At 71.7% G+C, this 16,886-nt stretch carries 11 protein-coding genes and 2 rRNA genes (1 of these 13 only partly in view); 3 read left to right on the top strand and 10 right to left on the bottom strand.

Annotation, left to right across the window (positions count from 1 at the left end; all coding sequences use genetic code 11):
• Positions 1 to 71: 71 nt before the first annotated feature.
• Positions 72 to 1,829, bottom strand: coding sequence for a DNA repair protein RecN (gene recN, locus ACQP03_RS13385; protein WP_357120853.1), 1,758 nt, complete (start codon positions 1,827 to 1,829; stop codon positions 72 to 74).
• Positions 1,830 to 1,931: 102 nt separating this feature from the next.
• On the opposite strand from recN, the gene ACQP03_RS13380 reads away from it, so the two are divergent.
• Positions 1,932 to 2,951, top strand: coding sequence for a helix-turn-helix domain-containing protein (locus tag ACQP03_RS13380; RefSeq protein WP_433460933.1), 1,020 nt, complete (start codon positions 1,932 to 1,934; stop codon positions 2,949 to 2,951).
• A gap of 54 nt (positions 2,952 to 3,005) precedes the next feature.
• On the opposite strand, the gene ACQP03_RS13375 is transcribed toward ACQP03_RS13380, so the two are convergent.
• From ACQP03_RS13375 to ACQP03_RS13355, 5 genes are all read right to left on the bottom strand, one after another.
• Positions 3,006 to 6,725, bottom strand: coding sequence for a S8 family serine peptidase (locus ACQP03_RS13375; RefSeq protein ID WP_433460932.1), 3,720 nt, complete (start codon positions 6,723 to 6,725; stop codon positions 3,006 to 3,008).
• A 158-nt stretch (positions 6,726 to 6,883) separates the two neighbouring features.
• Positions 6,884 to 7,768 (bottom strand): NAD kinase, encoded by an 885-nt coding sequence (locus tag ACQP03_RS13370; protein WP_357120844.1) that lies wholly within the window; start codon positions 7,766 to 7,768, stop codon positions 6,884 to 6,886.
• Positions 7,769 to 7,856: 88 nt separating this feature from the next.
• Positions 7,857 to 8,711 (bottom strand): TlyA family RNA methyltransferase, encoded by an 855-nt coding sequence (locus tag ACQP03_RS13365; protein ID WP_357120841.1) that lies wholly within the window; start codon positions 8,709 to 8,711, stop codon positions 7,857 to 7,859.
• 37 nt (positions 8,712 to 8,748) lie between these two features.
• On the bottom strand, positions 8,749 to 9,030 hold the full coding sequence (locus ACQP03_RS13360; protein WP_357398404.1) for a hypothetical protein: 282 nt from the start codon (positions 9,028 to 9,030) through the stop codon (positions 8,749 to 8,751).
• Complete coding sequence (locus ACQP03_RS13355; RefSeq protein ID WP_433460930.1) at positions 9,027 to 9,674, bottom strand: hypothetical protein; 648 nt, start codon at positions 9,672 to 9,674, stop codon at positions 9,027 to 9,029. Before ACQP03_RS13355 ends, ACQP03_RS13360 begins: the two co-directional genes overlap by 4 nt.
• 111 nt (positions 9,675 to 9,785) lie before the next feature.
• Here ACQP03_RS13355 and ACQP03_RS13350 point away from each other — a divergent pair, with 111 nt between their 5' ends.
• Complete coding sequence (locus tag ACQP03_RS13350) at positions 9,786 to 10,124, top strand: SCP2 sterol-binding domain-containing protein (protein WP_355050207.1); 339 nt, start codon at positions 9,786 to 9,788, stop codon at positions 10,122 to 10,124.
• 101 nt (positions 10,125 to 10,225) lie between these two features.
• Here ACQP03_RS13350 and ACQP03_RS13345 read toward each other — a convergent pair whose 3' ends face one another.
• Positions 10,226 to 11,251, bottom strand: coding sequence for an HAD-IIA family hydrolase (locus ACQP03_RS13345; RefSeq protein WP_357120831.1), 1,026 nt, complete (start codon positions 11,249 to 11,251; stop codon positions 10,226 to 10,228).
• Positions 11,248 to 12,207: a tetratricopeptide repeat protein gene (locus ACQP03_RS13340; RefSeq protein ID WP_357398412.1), complete on the bottom strand. Its 960-nt coding sequence runs from the start codon at positions 12,205 to 12,207 to the stop codon at positions 11,248 to 11,250. The genes ACQP03_RS13345 and ACQP03_RS13340 overlap by 4 nt, the downstream gene beginning before the upstream one ends.
• 147 nt (positions 12,208 to 12,354) lie before the next feature.
• Between ACQP03_RS13340 and ACQP03_RS13335 the strand changes: the two genes are divergently transcribed.
• On the top strand, positions 12,355 to 14,034 hold the full coding sequence (locus ACQP03_RS13335) for a hypothetical protein (RefSeq protein ID WP_433460929.1): 1,680 nt from the start codon (positions 12,355 to 12,357) through the stop codon (positions 14,032 to 14,034).
• Between the two features lie 90 nt (positions 14,035 to 14,124).
• Here ACQP03_RS13335 and rrf read toward each other — a convergent pair.
• Together rrf and ACQP03_RS13325 are read right to left on the bottom strand one after the other, a co-directional pair.
• Positions 14,125 to 14,241: ribosomal RNA gene (gene rrf, locus ACQP03_RS13330) — 5S ribosomal RNA — on the bottom strand.
• A 77-nt stretch (positions 14,242 to 14,318) separates the two neighbouring features.
• A 23S ribosomal RNA gene (locus ACQP03_RS13325) occupies positions 14,319 to 16,886 on the bottom strand; it runs 543 nt beyond the window's last position.

Here is a 16,886-nt window from a genome sequence, read left to right as displayed (position 1 = left end):
GAGCAGGGCCGCCTACCCAGGGAAGCACACGCCGACGCGAGCCGGTGTGCTTGCGCCCACAATACGCGGCGTCACAACCGCCTTTCCTTCGCCGCGACGGCCAGAAGCTCCTCGGCGTGGGCGATACCCAGATCCGAATCGGGCAAACCGGCCAGCATGCGGGCCAGTTCCCGGGCGCGTTCGGTGTCCTCCACGACCCGTACACCGCTGGTCGTCACCGCGCCGCCGGTGTCCTTCGCGACCACGAGATGCCGGTCGGCGAACGCGGCCACCTGCGGCAGGTGTGTGACGACCAACACCTGGTGACTGCGGGCCAGCCGGGCCAGCCGCCGGCCGATCTCCACCGCGGCCTGACCGCCGACACCCGCGTCGACCTCGTCGAAGACGAGCGTGGGCGGCCCGCCGGAGCCGGCGAAGACCACCTCGATGGCGAGCATCACCCGGGACAGCTCACCGCCGGAGGCGCCGCGCTGCAACGGCAACGACGGCGCGCCCGGGTGGGCCAACAGCCGCAACTCCACCTCGTCGCCGCCGTCGGCCGCGACACCCACCTCGACGCCGTTGACCGTCAACGACGGCTCGGCCCGGCCCGCCGGTCGGGGCAGCACCGCCACCTCGATCCGCGCGTGCGGCATCGCCAGACCGGCCAACTCGACGGTGACCTGGTCGGCGAAGCGGACCGCCGCCTCCTGCCGGGACACCGACACCCGGGCAGCCAGGTCGGCCACCTCCGCGGCCAGCCGCTGCCCCTCCCGGTCCAGCTCGTCGAGCAGGTCGTCGGAGGTGTCCAGGTCGGACAGTCGGGTGCGGGCCCGCTCGGCCCACGCGACGACCCCGTCGACGTCGTCGGCGTACTTGCGGGTCAACGCGCGCAACGCGGCCCGCCGCTCGTAGACGTGCTGCAACCGGGCCGGGTCGGCATCCAGCGTCGCCAGGTACGCCGACAGCTCCGCCGACACGTCGGTGACCAGGGTGGCCGCCTCCTCCAGGCGGGCCGCCAGCTCGCCCAGCGCGGGATCGGTGCCGGCCTGCGCCTCCAGAGTGCGCCGGGCCGTGCCGAGCAGCGCCGCCGCGTCGGGCGTCTCGTCGGCCGCGTCCGCGCCGCCCGCCACGCACTGCTGGGCCAGCTGCGCGGCCGTCCGCAGACCCTCGGCGTGCTCCAGCCGCTGCGCCTCGGTCTTCAGCTCGTCGTCCTCGCCGGGCTGCGGGTCGACGCGGGTGATCTCGTCGAGGCCGAGCCGCAACAGGTCGGCCTCCTGGCTGCGCTCGCGGGCGTTGCGCCGCCGGTCGGCCAGGTCGTCGACGATCCGCCGCCAACCGGTGTACGCCTCGCGCAGCGCGTCGAGCAGCTTCTCGTGCGCCGGCCCGGCGAACCGGTCCAGCGCGGCCCGCTGCTCGGCCGGACGCAGCAGGCGCAGCTGGTCGGACTGACCGTGCACGGCCACCGCCTGCTCGCCGACCTCGCCGAGCATCGACACGGGCATGCTGCGGCCACCCAGGTGGGCCCGCGAGCGGCCCTCCACGGTCACCGTACGACTCAGCAGCAGCGAGCCGTCCTCGTCGGGCTCGCCACCGGCGTCGCCGATCCGGGCGTGCACCGTGTCGGCGACGCGACCGGTGAGGCGCAGCCGCCCCTCGACCACGGCCCGGCCCGGCTGGGCACGCACCCGCCCGGCGTCGGCCCGGCCGCCGAAGAGCAGGCCGAGGCCGGTGACCACCATCGTCTTGCCGGCACCGGTCTCGCCGGTGATGACGTTCATGCCGCCGGTCAACGGCAGTGTGGTGTCCTCGATGACGCCGAGTCCGGTGATGCGCAGCTCTTCCAGCACAGCACCCGACAGTAGACGCGTGGGCCGACAGTTGACCAGCCGACGGGCCCCACGACCGGGCCGCGCTGCGGCCGTGACCTCGCCGACGTACAGTCTTGCCCCGTGTTGGACGTGATCGGCCTGACCCCCGCCGAGGAGGAGCTGTACCGCTGCCTGCTCCAGCTCACCACGGCTCGCGTCGACGAGCTGGCCGGCCGGCTGGGACGGCCCCGGGCGCAGGTCGTCGAGCAGATCGAGGCGTTACGGGCCAAGGGTCTCGTGCAGCCCACCGAGAACGACCCGGACGGCCCGCTGCGCCCGACCGCGCCGGACGTCGCCCTCGGCGCCACGTTGCTGCGCCGCCAGGAGGACCTGGAGGCCGCCCGCCGCCGGGTCACCCAACTGGCCGAGGAGTACCGCGCCGGCCTGCGCCGCCATCACGTCGACCACCTGGTCGAGGTGATCCGTGGCGGACGGACGCTCCGCGACCGACTGCGTGACCTGCAGAACTCGGCCCGCGAGGAGGTGCTGTGGTTCTGCCGCGCCAACCCCCTCGCGATGGCCGGCCCGGAGAACGTCGAGGAGTTCGACGCCCTCGCCCGTGGGGTGAGCTACCGCGCCATCTACGAGCGGGACCTGCTGCTGGAACCGGGCGCGCTGGCCGACCTGGCCAAGGGGGTCGCCGCCGGTGAGCAGGCCCGGGTGCTGGACCGCCTGCCGGTCCGACTGGCCATCGTGGACGGGCGCACCGCCATCTGCCCGCTGGTGCCCGACCGGTACGGCGGCGAGCCGAGCGCCGCGGTGATCGGTCGCAGTCAACTGCTCGACGCGCTGCTCGCCCTCTTCGAGAGTCACTGGCGGGTCGCCACCCGGCTGCGGCTCGACGATCCGCTGTCCGGCGCGACGACCGAGCACCGCCGCGACACCGGCGACGACCGTCCGGCCGACGGCTACCGGCCCGACGCCGACGAGGCGCGACTGCTGTCGCTGTTCGTGGCCGGCGTACCGGACAAGTCCATCGCCTCCCAACTCGGGGTGAGTCGCCGGACGGTGCAGCGCCGCCTCGCCGACCTGATGGACGCCGCCGGTGTCGACACCCGTCCCGGGCTGGCGTTCCAGGTCGCCCGGCGCGGCTGGCTCTGACGACGCGGCCGGGCCCACCATCGACACGACGGTGGGCCCGGCCGGGTTCGGCGATCAGCGCAGCCCGTACGCCCGCAGCACCGTCTGGTCGACGGTGTTACCGGCCCGGTCGGCGGCGTGCACCCGCAGCGACACCGTTCCGCGTCCGGCCGGCACCGTCGCCGTGTAGCGGACACCCGACCCGTGGGTCGGTACGGACCGCCAGGTGACGCCCTCGTCGAAGGAGACCTGCACGGTCACACTGGCGCCCTTCGCGGCGGACACCCCGGCGGGCTGGCGCAGGCTCAGCCCCACCTGGTGCGGGCGGTTGCCGGGCACGGTGCCGGACAGGTCGGCCGGCACCCGGTAGTCCACCTGCAGCAGCGACAGCGGCGTCGCCGCCGCACCCGCCGGGCGGGCCGAGGTGAACTGCCACGCCGTGTCCGTCCGGGTGCCGTAACGCCACCCGTCCGAGGCCCGCCGCGTCGTCACGTCGAGGCGGTAACGGGCCGCCGCGGCCGTGGTCGGCACCGGCGTCCAGCCGTCGGACAGGTCGGCGATCTGCCGCCCGTCCCGGCTGAGGCGGGCCTCGACGCTGTCCGACTCCTCGCTGTTGCCCGCCACGCTGTAGTGCCCGTCGGCGTCGACGAACTCGGGCACCCGCACGTCGAGGACGTCGCCCTTGCGCGTCGGCACCGGCGCGCCGGTCGCCGGCACGGCCGGACGGACCACCGGAGCGTGCCAGGACTCGGTCTCGCGGTCGTCGGCGGCGTACCGCCGGGGCTCCTGGGTGAGCCCGCCGGTCAACTGCCCCCACTGCATGAACATCTGCTTGTGCAGCACCCGGTGCTGCCACCAGTTGTCGCCGGCGCTGACGAACTCCTGCCGGGTGGTCCCGTTGTGGACCAGGCGCTGGTCGTCGTTCCAGGCGTACTCCTGCCACGGACGCCAACCGAACCGCTCCTCGGTGGCCCAGCCCGCGCCGGTGTCGCCGTACCGCGCGGTCACCTCGGCGGTGTTTCCCGCGGTGACCGTGTGCACGATGCGCTCCGGCACCCGCCCCTTCGACACCTGCCACACGTCGTACAGGTAGGGGCTGTCCACGGTCAGCGTGAGGTCCAGCGTCGCGCGACCCCGACGCGCCGCCGCGATGAGTCGCTGCCCGTCGTCGTACGCCACGACCATCGCCGGGACACCGAGCCGCTCCCCCTCGGGACGCCAGACCGTCCACGCGCTCTGGTCCTCGGGGCGGACGATCAGGACCGCCGCCGCGCCGGCCGCCGCCGCCGCGGCCACCTGCTCCTCCTCGCTGCGGTTCTCATCGGTGGTGAGCAACGCCGCCGCGCCCCGCGCCCGGGTCAGCTCGGCGGGCGTGCCGGTGCCCGCCCAGACCAGCGGCAGCTTCCGTCGCCCGGTCGGCGCCGGGGACGAGCCCAGCAGGTTGATGTCCGACGGCGCGGACACACCGGTGACCGTGGCGTCCACCATGGGCGCGACGAGCTGCCAGCGGGAGGCGAACTCGAACTCACCCTGGCGTACCGGGCGGGTCGGCGTGACATTGACCTGCTGGACGGTGCTGTACGCCATAACGCCGTGGTCGATCTGCCGGCCGTTGCCCAACACCCGGTGCACGTAGAAGCTGAGGGTGGCCCGCTGCTCGCTGGGCTTCGGCGTCTCGACGCGTACCGGCGTACCCGTGCGGGCGTCGAGCACGACCGTCAGGTCCCGGTCGACGTTCAGCTCGGGTTCGATGGCCTGGGTCAACTGCTCGTCCAGGGGAACGCCGTGCTCCACCAGCGCGGTCAGCAGATAGCTGCCCTCCTCGACCCGCAGGGTGCCCTCGCCCGGCCACCAGCCCCAGTAGTCCGATTCGGGCTGCTCACCGAAGAGGGTCAGGGCGGGCGAGAGGGTCAGCTGACCCTGCCGGCCCAGCACCTTGATCGTGACGTCGTGCTGCGGTCCGCTGACGGTGAGGCCCACCGGCGTGCGCACGGCGACGCCGTCCGCGCCGGTCGCCACGAGAGCGCCCCCGTGCGGGCCCCGGGCCAGCTTCGCCGGGTCCGCCCGCAGCGGCACGGCCACGCTGCCGCCCGCCGGCACGGTCACCTCGCCCGCGCCGACGGCGACGCCGTCGGTCTCGGCCGCGCCGCTGTCCAGGTTGCGCAGCTCCAGGGCCAGGCGCAGGGTCCGCGCGACGGAGGTGCCATTGGTGTACGTCACACTGCGCTCGGCCACCGGTCCGCCGGTGGTGACCCGGCCGAAGTCGGCGGTGGCCGACGCGTACACCCGTTGGGTGAGCGCCCGCGCCACGTCGACCCGACCACCGCCCTGCTCGAAGACGGTCAGCTCCGGATTCGCCTTCGTGGTGCTGACCAGTGCGTCCTTGAGCGCGCCGGCCTTCCAGTCCGGGTGGTCCTGGGCGAGGATCGCCGCCGCGCCCGCCACGTGCGGGGTGGCCATGGACGTCCCGGACGCCGCCGTGTAGGCGTCGTCGACCGGCGTACCCATGGTGGTGCCGGCGGCCCGCGCGGCGACGATGCCCACGCCCGGCGCGGTGATCTCGGGCTTGATGCCGTTGTCGCCCACGCGCGGTCCCCGGCTGGAGAAGTCCGCCAGATTGTCGTCGCGGTCGACCGCGCCGACGGTGAGCGCCGCCGCGGCCGCGCCCGGCGCGTTGACGCTCCGCGCCTCGCCCGAGTTGCCGGCCGCGATCACGAACAGCGCGCCCGTCTCGGCGGTCAGGTCGTTCACCGCCTGGCTCATCGGGTCGGTGCCGTCGGTCGGACCGCCGCCGAGGCTCATGCTGACGACCTTCGCGCCGGAGTGGGCGGCCCACTCCATGCCGGCGATGATGGCCGAGTCGTAGCCGGCGCCGCCGTCGTCGAGCACCTTGCCGACCAGCAGCCGCGCGCCCGGGGCGACGCCCTTGCGCAGCCCCGCCGACGCCGCTCCGCTGCCCGCGATGGTGGCGGCGACGTGGGTGCCGTGGCCGTGGCCGTCACGGGCGCTGCCGCTGCCGGAGAAGTCCCGCTCCTCGGCGATCCGGCCGGCCAGGTCGGGGTGGGTGGCGTCGACACCGGTGTCGAGCACGGCCACCGTCACGCCGCTGCCGTCGCGGCCGGCCGCCCAGGCCGCCGGAGCGCCGATCTGCGGGACGCTGTGCTCCAACGTCGGGCGCACCCGACCGTCCAACCAGACGTGGGCGACGCCGCCGCCCAGCCGGGGCGCGGCGGTCGTGGTCCAGGTCGTCGGCGTGCCGGCGAGCGTGGTCCACAGGCCACCCAGGTCAGCCTTGTCGACCCGCAGCGCGGCCCCGTTGATGCTCGGCAGGGGCCGGGCGTCGGTGACGCCGCCGAGCGGCCGGACCCGGCCGGCGGACGGCTCCTGGTAGCGCACGATCAGCGGCAGCGCGCCCTGCGCGGCGTCGCCGTAGCCGTCGGCGGCCAACTCCTGCACGTCGAACAGGTTGGCGTCGAGGACACCGCTGGAGATGAAGGGAGCGACGTCGCTGGGCAGGACCCGCAGCCCGCCGTCGACCTCGAGGGTCTGGAAGATGATCCGCTCCCGCCCGGGTCCCGGGCGTACCGTGGCGGCGACCCGACCCGGCGCGGCCGGCGACAGTTCGACCTGGTCGCCGGTGATGAGGGTGATGCGGACGGGCGCGACGGCCGGGGCGGACGCGCCCAGGCTCGGGCCGGTGGGCCGGACGGGCGGCTCGGCGGAAGCCGGCGCGGCGAGGCCGACCACCAACGCGCCGACCGCGCCGGCGCTGAGCCAGCGGGGGGACCAGTGCATGCGATGCGCTCCTTCACTCCTTCGGGCCCGACATCCGTGGATGAGGACCGATGGGAGTCTGCGACGCAGCGCACAACCAGGTCACTAGCCTCTCGCCGCCGCAGCGGCGACATGTCGTCAGGTGGACAACCGCCGGACACCGACGGTGTGTGCCACCGTCACCGGCGGCTGCCCCGCCACCCGTGCACCGGCAGGCCGAACTTGGCGACCAGCCGGTCGGTGAACGGACGGGCACGCAGCCGCACGATGCGCACCGGCAGGGCTCCTCGACGCACCGTCACCCGGGCACCGGGCGGCAGGTCGTAGACCCGCCGGCCGTCGCAGGCGAGCACGGCGAGGGTCGTGAACGGGTCGACGGTGATGACGAACGTCGAGGTGGGGGCGGTGACCAGGGGCCGGCTGAACAACGCGTGCGCGCTGATCGGCACCAGCAGCAGGGCCTCCACCTCCGGCCAGACCACCGGACCGCCGCCGGAGAACGCGTACGCGGTGGAGCCGGTGGGGGTGGCGCAGACCACACCGTCGCAGCCGTAGCGGGACAACGGTCGGCCGTCCACGTCGACGAGGAGTTCGAGCATCTGCGCCCGTTCGCCCTTCTCGACGCTGATCTCGTTGAGCGCCCACGACTCGATGGTCGGGCCACCGTCGAACTCGGCCGTGACGTCGAGCGTGAGCCGCTCGTGCACGGTGTAGTTGCGCTCGACGACGTCCCGGACCGCGTGGTCCAGATCGTTGATCTCCGCCTCGGCGAGGAAGCCCACCTTGCCGAGGTTGATGCCGAGCAGTGGCGCCTTCGCCGGGCGGGCCAACTCCGCCGCGCGCAGGAAGGTGCCGTCCCCGCCCAGCGCGAAGACGATCTCGGCGCCCTCGGCGGCCTCCGGACCGGTGACCGGAACCGTTCCGGGCAGGTCGAGGTCCTCGGCCTCCTCGGCGACCACCCGCACCTCGAAGCCCGCGGCGATGAGGTCGGCGGCGACCGACCGGGCGTGCTCGGTGCTGCGCCGACGACCGGTGTGGGTCACCAGCAGCGCCGTGCGGCTCATCGGACCGGCCGCCCGTCCGCGACCGCACGGCCCGACAGCCATGCCCCGGCACGCCCACGTGCCGTCGTGTGCCGCTCGCTGTACGCCTTCACCCCGCGACCTCCTCCGCCGCCACGCCCGGCACGTCGCCGGCCGTCGTCGTGCCGTCCGGCCCGGCGTCCACCACGGCCCGTACCCGCTGCGGGTCGGCCGCCGGCGCGCCCCGGCGCAACCATACGAAGAACTCGACGTTGCCGCTGGGCCCCGGCAGCGGGCTGGCCGCCACGTCCGCCAGGCCGAGGCCGAGCTGGGCCGCCGCCGCGGCCACGTCGAGCACCGCCTCGGCGCGCAACGCCGGGTCGCGGACCACGCCACCGGCCCCGACCCGTTCCTTGCCCACCTCGAACTGCGGCTTCACCATCAGGGCCAGGTCGCCGTCGTCGCGGGTGCAGCCGGCCAACGCGGGCAGCACCAGCCGCAACGAGATGAACGACAGGTCGGCCACCGTCAGGTCGACCGGCCCACCGATCGCGTCGGCGACGAGGGTACGGACGTTTGTGCGTTCCAGCACCCGGACGCGCTCGTCGGTCCGCAGGGACCAGGCGAGCTGCCCGTAGCCGACGTCCACGGCCACCACCTCGGCGGCGTCGGCGCGCAGCAGCACGTCGGTGAAGCCCCCGGTCGAGGCACCCGCGTCCAGGCAGCGCCGTCCGGCGACGCGCAGCCCGCCGAACGCGGCCAACGCACCGGCGAGCTTGTGCCCGCCCCGGGAGACGTACTCCTCGGTCGGGTCCTCGCCGGTGACCAGCAGCGGGTCGGCGGGGTCGACCATCGCGGCGGCCTTGCGCGCGGTCACTCCGCGCAGGTGGACCCGGCCGGCCTCGACCAGCGCGGCGGCCTGCTCACGTGAGCGGGCCAGCCCGCGACGGACGAGTTCGGCGTCCAGCCGGTTGCGACGTGCCATGGGTGTTTCTCCGGTCTGTCGGGCGGAGTCGCCCTGGTCAGGTCTGATCGATCGTGGCGAGGGTCTCGCGTAGCGTCTCGTAGGCCGCCTCGTACTGGGCGATCTGGTCGGCCGGGGCGAGCGCCGCCGCGTTGTCCATGGCCCGCACGGCCGCCCCGACCGCCGGGTGGCTCGCGGCGTCGTCGGCACCGGTCGCCAGGTCGGGCGGCGGGCCGGGGCGGGCGCCGACTGGCGGACCCGGCCGGGCCGCGAACGGGCCGGCCGGCGGCGGGCCGGGCCGGAAGCCCCCGGGTGGGCCCGGACGAACGCCGTCGGTCACGACCCACCATCCGGGCGGCGCTTACGGACGGCCTTCTTCGCCGGCATGTCCGCCGGAGTCGGGGTGTCGTCCTGGTCGGCTGACTGATCGTCGCCGGTCCGGCTGATCGTCGCGGGAGGCTTGCGGGCAATGGCCTTCTTCGCGACGGCCTTCTTCGCGATCGCCTTCTTCGCGACGGGCGCGGCGGTCTGCTGGGCGACGGGCGCTCCGGCGGGGCCGTCCGACGGCACCAGGCCGTCGCCGGGCTGCGCCGCTCGGGTCGGATCGGGCTGCGACGTGGACTTCGGCGCGGGCTCGGCGGCGGACGGACCGCTGGCCGTCGTCGCCGCGGGGGACTCGGTGGCCCGCGCCTCGCGCAGTTGCCGCTCCAGATCCCGTACCCGTCGGGTCAGCTCGGCCACCTCGTCGGCCGTCGCCAGACCGACCGCGCCGAGGGCCCGGTCGACCTCGAAGCGGACCAGCTTGGTCAACGACTCCCGGTTGGCGGCGCTGGTGCTGACCAACTCCTCGCCGAGCGCCTGCAGCTGGGCGGCGGTCGCCCCGCCCGTGCCGACGACACGACGCACCGCGTCCTGCGCCTTCTTCCGGGGCGCCTCCGCCAGGCCCAGGGCCAGTTCGAGGTAGGCGCGCCACGCGTCCTGCATGCCTTGGTCCTTCCATCGGGCGGGGTCTGCAGGTGTCACGCTACCGGGCACCCCGGACTGTCCCGTGCGGTACGGTGCCGGGGACGGCGTGGCGATCGGCGAGGGGGACATGTGGCCAGCGTGGACGAGTGCCGGCAGGCGTTGCAGGAGCTGGCCGCCCGGCTGGATCGCAACGCCGAGACGGTCCGTGAGCGTATCGACCTGGAGCGCACTCTGGCCTGCCGCATCACCGACCTGGACACGGCCTTTCACGGGCGGATCAGCGGTGGCCGGCTCGTCGAGCTGGCCGACGGCGACGACCCGAAGGCCAAGATCGCGCTGAGCACGTCCAGCGACGACCTGCTCGCCCTCGTCCGGGGCGATCTGGACGTCACCAAGGCGGTCACCTCCCGCCGGGTGTCGATCAAGGCCAACCCGTTCGACCTGATGAAGCTGCGCAAGCTCCTCTAGAGGTTCGCGCTCCCCCGGCCCGGGGTGGCGGTGGCTGGCCTCAGCCGTCAGCGCCGTCAGCCGGTTCTACGCCGCACGGCCGCCTCACGCGGTGGTCGGCCTCACGCGTCGGTGGGCAGCCCGAAGCTCTTCAGGGCGGCAGCCGCGTCCGGGCCCGCCGGGCGGATCGCCGGCGTCGTCGGGGCCGCCCAGGCCGCCGCGCACAGGGCGGCCAGCGCGTCCAGCGCCCGGCCGTTACCCGCCAGCTCCAGCGTCCCGTCGCGGTCCGTGACGGACCAGCCGCCGGCGTCCGTCGGGCCCGGGACCCGCACCGCCGCCGCCGGGTCGAAGAGCCCCGCCAGGTCCCGCGCGACGTACGTGGGCCGCCGTCGTGGCTCGGCCGCGAGCAGCTCGGGTACGTCACTGACACCGGTGAGGACGAGCAGACTGTCCAGCCCCGCGCGACGGGCGCCCTCGATGTCGGTGTCCAGCCGGTCTCCGACGACAAGTGCCTTTCCGCCGTCGCCGCGCCGGGCGGCGGTGTCGAACAGGGCCGACTCCGGCTTACCGACCACCAGGTCCGGATCCCGCTCCAACGCGGTCCGCAGCACCGCGACCAGTGACCCGTTGCCCGGCAGCGGGCCTCGGGCGCTGGGCAGCGTACGGTCGGTGTTGGTGGCGACCCAGATCGCGCCGGCCCGGACCGCGAGCGACGCCTCGGCCAACTCGGCCCAGCCGACCTGCGGGCCGTAGCCCTGCACCACCGCGGCCGGCTTCTCGTCGGCGCGAGCGACCGGGGTCAGTCCGACCGCCCGTAGCTCGGCGCGCAGCGCCTCCGCGCCGACCACCAGCACCCGAGCGCCGGCCGGGAGCCGGTCGCGGAGCAGCTCGGCCGCCGCCGCCGCGGAGGTGAGGACCTCCTCCGGCCGCGCCGGCACGCCCATCCCGGTCAGCAGGTCGGCGACGTCGCTGGAGCGACGTGAGGCGTTGTTGGTGGCGTACGCCACCGCCCGCCCCTCGGCGTGAAGTTGGGCCACCGCCTCGACGGCGCCGGGAATCGGCCGGTCGATCAGGTAGATCACACCGTCCAGGTCGAAGACGACCAGGCTGTACCCGTCGATCAGCCGCTTCCCGGCGTCCGCGTTCACCGCTGCGTCGACTCCGGCTCGTCGCCCCGGATGGGGGCGGTCTCGTCGCCGCTCACGACCCGGCCACCGTCGTCGGCGGGCGTGGTCAGAGCCGGGGAGGCGTTGTCCTTCTCCGGAGCGAGCAGGTCGTCGTCACTGTCGACGTCCTCGTCGTCACCGTCGACGTCCTCGACATCCACCCGGTCGGCGTCCGTCGCCAAGCGACCGGTGACGCCGTCCTCCTCGTCGTCGTCGAAGTCCTCGTCCTCGAAGTCCTCGTCGTCGTCGGGGTCGTCCTCGTCGTCGTCACCTGCGGTCAGGTCCGTGTCCGGCTGAGCCGGTACGGCGCCCGGCGTGCCCGGTCCGGCGGCGATCTCCTCGGTCTCGTCCTCCTCGTCGCCCTCGATGACGACGCCGTCGAGTTCGAGCAGCCGCTCCGCGGCGTCGGTCTCGCCCTCGGTGTCCACGTCGGCGGCACGGGAGAACCACTCGCGAGCCTCCTCACGCCGGCCCACCGCGAGCAGCGCGTCGGCATACGCGTACCGCAGTCGCGCCGTCCACGGCGCTGCCGTCTCGCTGGTCAGGTCGGGCACCTGGAGCATGGCGACCGCGGCGTCCTTCTGGCCGAGATCACCCCGCGCCCCGGCGGCGACGATCAGCAGCTCGATCGCGACGGCCTGGTCCAGCTTCTCCTGGTCGGCGCCCCGGTACAGGTCGATCGCCCGCTCCGGCCGGCCGAGCGCGCGCTCGCAGTCGGCGAGCACGGCGAGGTGACTCTGCAAACCGGTCATCCGGTGGTACGTCCGCAGCTCGGCGATCGCGGTCTGCCACTCCCCCGCGTGGTACGCGGCCAAGCCGACCGCCTCGCGGACAGCGGAGATCCGCGACGCCAGCCGCCGGGCGGCCAGCGCGTGGGCCAACGCCTCGGCCGGGTCCTCGTCGATCAGCTGACCGGTGGCGACCAGGTGTCGGGCCACGGTCTCGGCGACCGGCTTGTTCAGCGAGAGCAGCTCGGCACGGACGTCCTTGTCGAGGTCGGTCGCGACGATGTCGTCCGGTAGGACCGGGGCCGCGCCGCGCCCACCCTCGGACGCCTCCGGGCCGGCCCCACGCTCGTCGCGGCGGTGGTCGTCCTCGCGACGCGGCCGGTCGTCGGCCCGGAAGCCGCCGTCACGGTCGCCACCGCGGTATCCACCCTCACGGGGAGCACCACCCTGCCGGCGGTCGCCACCTCGGAAACCGCCATCACGGTCGCCACCCCGGAAACCACCCTCGCGCGACGCGCCCGGACGCGAGGCGCCACGCTCACCGCCCCGGAAGCCACCGGAGTCACGGTCCCCGCCCCGGAAGCCACCCTCGCGGGGCGGACCGGAACGACCACGGTCACCGCCACCCTGGTAGCCGCCCTCACGACGGTCCCCACCACGGAAACCGCCCTCGCGGTCACCGCTGCGGAAGCCACCTTCGCGCGGCCCGCCGGAGCGCGTCGCGTCGCGGAAACCACCCTCACGGCGCTCTCCACCACGGAAGCCGCCCTCGCGGTCGCCACCCCGGAAGCCACCTTCACGGCGGTCGCCACCACGGGAACCACCGTCGCGGTCGCCGCCGCGGAAGCCACCCTCGCGGGGCGGACCGGAACGACCACGGTCACCGCCGCCCTGGTAGCCACCCTCACGACGGTCCCCACCACGGAAACCGCCCTCGCGGTCACCACCGCGGAAGCCGCCTTCACGGCGCTCTCCACCACGGAAGCCGCCGTCGCGGTCGCCGCCGCGGAAGCCACCCTCACGGGACGGACCGGAACGACCACGGTCACCGCCGCCCTGGTAGCCACCCTCGCGGTCGCCACCCCGGAAGCCACCTTCACGACGGTCGCCACCACGGAAGCCGCCGTCGCGGTCGCCGCCGCGGAAGCCACCCTCGCGGGGCGGACCGGAACGACCACGGTCACCGCCACCCTGGTAGCCGCCCTCACGACGGTCTCCACCACGGAAACCACCCTCGCGGCCGCCACCCTCGCGGCCGCCGCCCCGGAAGCCACCCTCACGGGGCGGACCGGAACGACCACGGTCACCGCCACCCTGGTAGCCACCTTCACGACGGTCCCCACCACGGAAACCACCGTCACGGTCACCGCCCCGGAAGCCACCCTCACGGGACGGACCGGAGCGACCACGGTCACCGCCACCCTGGTAGCCGCCCTCACGACGGTCGCCACCACGGAAACCACCCTCGCGGTCGCCGCCGCGGAAGCCACCTTCACGACGGTCACCGCCGCGGAAGCCACCCTCACGGGACGGACCGGAACGACCACGGTCACCGCCACCCTGGTAGCCGCCCTCACGACGGTCCCCACCACGGAAACCACCCTCGCGGCCGCCACCCTCGCGGTCACCACCGCGGAAGCCACCCTCACGGGACGGACCGGAACGACCACGGTCACCGCCGCCCTGGTAGCCACCCTCACGACGGTCGCCACCACGGAAACCACCCTCGCGGCCGCCACCCTCGCGGTCGCCGCCCCGGAAGCCACCCTCACGGGACGGACCGGAACGACCACGGTCACCGCCACCCTGGTAACCGCCCTCACGACGGTCCCCACCACGGAAACCACCCTCACGACGCTCGCCACTGCGGGCGCCGCCATCGCGGCCGCCGGTGTTGCCGCCACGGGCGCCGCCGGCGTTGTCACGGTCTCCCCGGTACGGGGGCCGGTCATCGCGGCGCGCTCCACGGTCGCGTCCACCGGGGCCGTCGGTGCGGTCCTCGTAACGACGGGGACGATCTCCGCCCTGCGGTCCTGAACTCACAGGTACATCCTTCCTGATTGCGCCACCAATGGCGCCACGCAGTCGAGGGCCGACCCTGATGGGGCGGCCCTCGACTGAAAGATTGTCCGGCGGTGTCCTACTCTCCCACACCCTCACGAGTGCAGTACCATCGGCGCTGGAGGGCTTAGCTTCCGGGTTCGGAATGTGACCGGGCGTTTCCCCTCCGCCATGACCGCCGTAACTCTATGAACATATCAACCATCACCAACACGGGTGGGTGTTTGTTCAGAGTTGCACAGTGGACGCGTAGCAGCTTAGTAGTCAAGTCCTCGGCCTATTAGTACCGGTCAACTGAACCCGTTACCGGGCTTACATTTCCGGCCTATCAACCCAGTCGTCTAGCTGGGGGCCTTACCCCACCAAAGGTGGGTGGGATACCTCATCTTGAAGCAGGCTTCCCGCTTAGATGCTTTCAGCGGTTATCCCTTCCGAACGTAGCTAACCAGCCGTGCCCTTGGCAGGACAACTGGCACACCAGAGGTTCGTCCGTCCCGGTCCTCTCGTACTAGGGACAGCCCTTCTCAAGTATCCTACGCGCACGGCGGATAGGGACCGAACTGTCTCACGACGTTCTAAACCCAGCTCGCGTACCGCTTTAATGGGCGAACAGCCCAACCCTTGGGACCTGCTACAGCCCCAGGATGCGACGAGCCGACATCGAGGTGCCAAACCATCCCGTCGATATGGACTCTTGGGGAAGATCAGCCTGTTATCCCCGGGGTACCTTTTATCCGTTGAGCGACACCGCTTCCACTCGCAAGTGCCGGATCACTAGTCCCGACTTTCGTCCCTGCTCGACCTGTCAGTCTCACAGTCAAGCTCCCTTGTGTACTTGCACTCAACACCTGATTGCCAACCAGGCTGAGGGAACCTTTGGGCGCCTCCGTTACCTTTTAGGAGGCAACCGCCCCAGTTAAACTACCCACCAGACACTGTCCCTGAACCGGATAACGGTCCGAAGTTAGATACCCAAATCAACCAGAGTGGTATTTCAAGATTGCCTCCACCCATACTGGCGTATGGACTTCACCGGCTCCCACCTATCCTACACAAGCTAACTCAAGTACCAATGTCAAGCTATAGTAAAGGTCCCGGGGTCTTTCCGTCCTGCCGCGCGTAACGAGCATCTTTACTCGTACTGCAATTTCGCCGGGCCTGTGGTTGAGACAGTGGGGAAGTCGTTACGCCATTCGTGCAGGTCGGAACTTACCCGACAAGGAATTTCGCTACCTTAGGATGGTTATAGTTACCACCGCCGTTTACTGGCGCTTAAGTTCTCCGCTTCGCCCCGAAGAGCTAACAGGTCCCCTTAACGTTCCAGCACCGGGCAGGCGTCAGTCCATATACATCGAATTACTTCTTCGCATGGACCTGTGTTTTTAGTAAACAGTCGCTTCCCCCTGCTCTCTGCGGCCATACAACGCTCCACCCGCGCGGGGCTTCACGTCTCCGGCCCCCCTTCTCCCTAAGTTACGGGGGCAATTTGCCGAGTTCCTTAACCACAGTTCGCCCGATCGCCTCGGTATTCTCTACCTGACCACCTGTGTCGGTTTGGGGTACGGGCCGCTAAGAACTCGCTAGAGGCTTTTCTCGGCAGCATAGGATCACTGACTTCACCTGAATCGGCTCGGCATCACGTCTCAGCCTTCATGCGTCGCGGATTTGCCTACGACACGGCCTACACGCTTACCCCGGCACAACCACCGGCCGGGCTCAGCTACCTTCCTGCGTCACCCCATCGCTTGACTACTACCCGCCAGGTTCCCACGCTCCCTCAGATCAGTCCGAAGACCTCACCAAGTTCGGGTGGTTAGCACAACGAGGTTCATCAGGGACGCTCTTTCGCGGGTACGGGAATATCAACCCGTTGTCCATCGACTACGCCTCTCGGCCTCGCCTTAGGTCCCGACTCACCCAGGGCGGATTAGCCTGGCCCTGGAACCCTTGGTCATCCGGCGGAAGGGTTTCTCACCCTTCTTTCGCTACTCATGCCTGCATTCTCACTCGTGCCGCGTCCACAACTGGGTCACCCCGCTGCTTCACTCGCGGCACGACGCTCCCCTACCCATCCACACACCTGCACAAGGAATCAAGTCCAAGCGAGGTTAAAATGTGAATGCCACAGCTTCGGCGGTGTGCTTGAGCCCCGCTACATTGTCGGCGCGGAACCACTTGACCAGTGAGCTATTACGCACTCTTTAAAGGGTGGCTGCTTCTAAGCCAACCTCCTGGTTGTCTATGCGACCCCACATCCTTTTCCACTTAGCACACGCTTAGGGGCCTTAGCTGGTGATCTGGGCTGTTTCCCTCTCGACTACGAAGCTTATCCCCCGCAGTCTCACTGCCGCGCTCTCACTTACCGGCATTCGGAGTTTGGCTGATTTCGGTAAGCTTGTGGGCCCCCTAGACCATCCAGTGCTCTACCTCCGGCAAGAAACACGCGACGCTGCACCTAAATGCATTTCGGGGAGAACCAGCTATCACGGAGTTTGATTGGCCTTTCACCCCTAACCACAGGTCATCCCCCAACTTTTCAACGTTGGTGGGTTCGGCCCTCCACGCGGTCTTACCCGCGCTTCAGCCTGCCCATGGCTAGATCACTCCGCTTCGGGTCTAGAGCATGCGACTAAAGCGCCCTATTCAGACTCGCTTTCGCTACGGCTCCCCCACACGGGTTAACCTCGCCACATGCCACTAACTCGCAGGCTCATTCTTCAAAAGGCACGCCGTCACCCCGCAAGGCTCCGACGGATTGTAGGCGAACGGTTTCAGGTACTATTTCACTCCCCTCCCGGGGTACTTTTCACCATTCCCTCACGGTACTC

The sequence above is a fragment of the Micromonospora sp. CA-248212 genome (assembly GCF_050948405.1).
In the GTDB taxonomy this organism is placed as follows: domain Bacteria; phylum Actinomycetota; class Actinomycetes; order Mycobacteriales; family Micromonosporaceae; genus Micromonospora.
The sequence above is the reverse complement of the archived record's forward strand: the minus strand, read 5'-3'. Positions and strand labels throughout refer to the sequence as shown.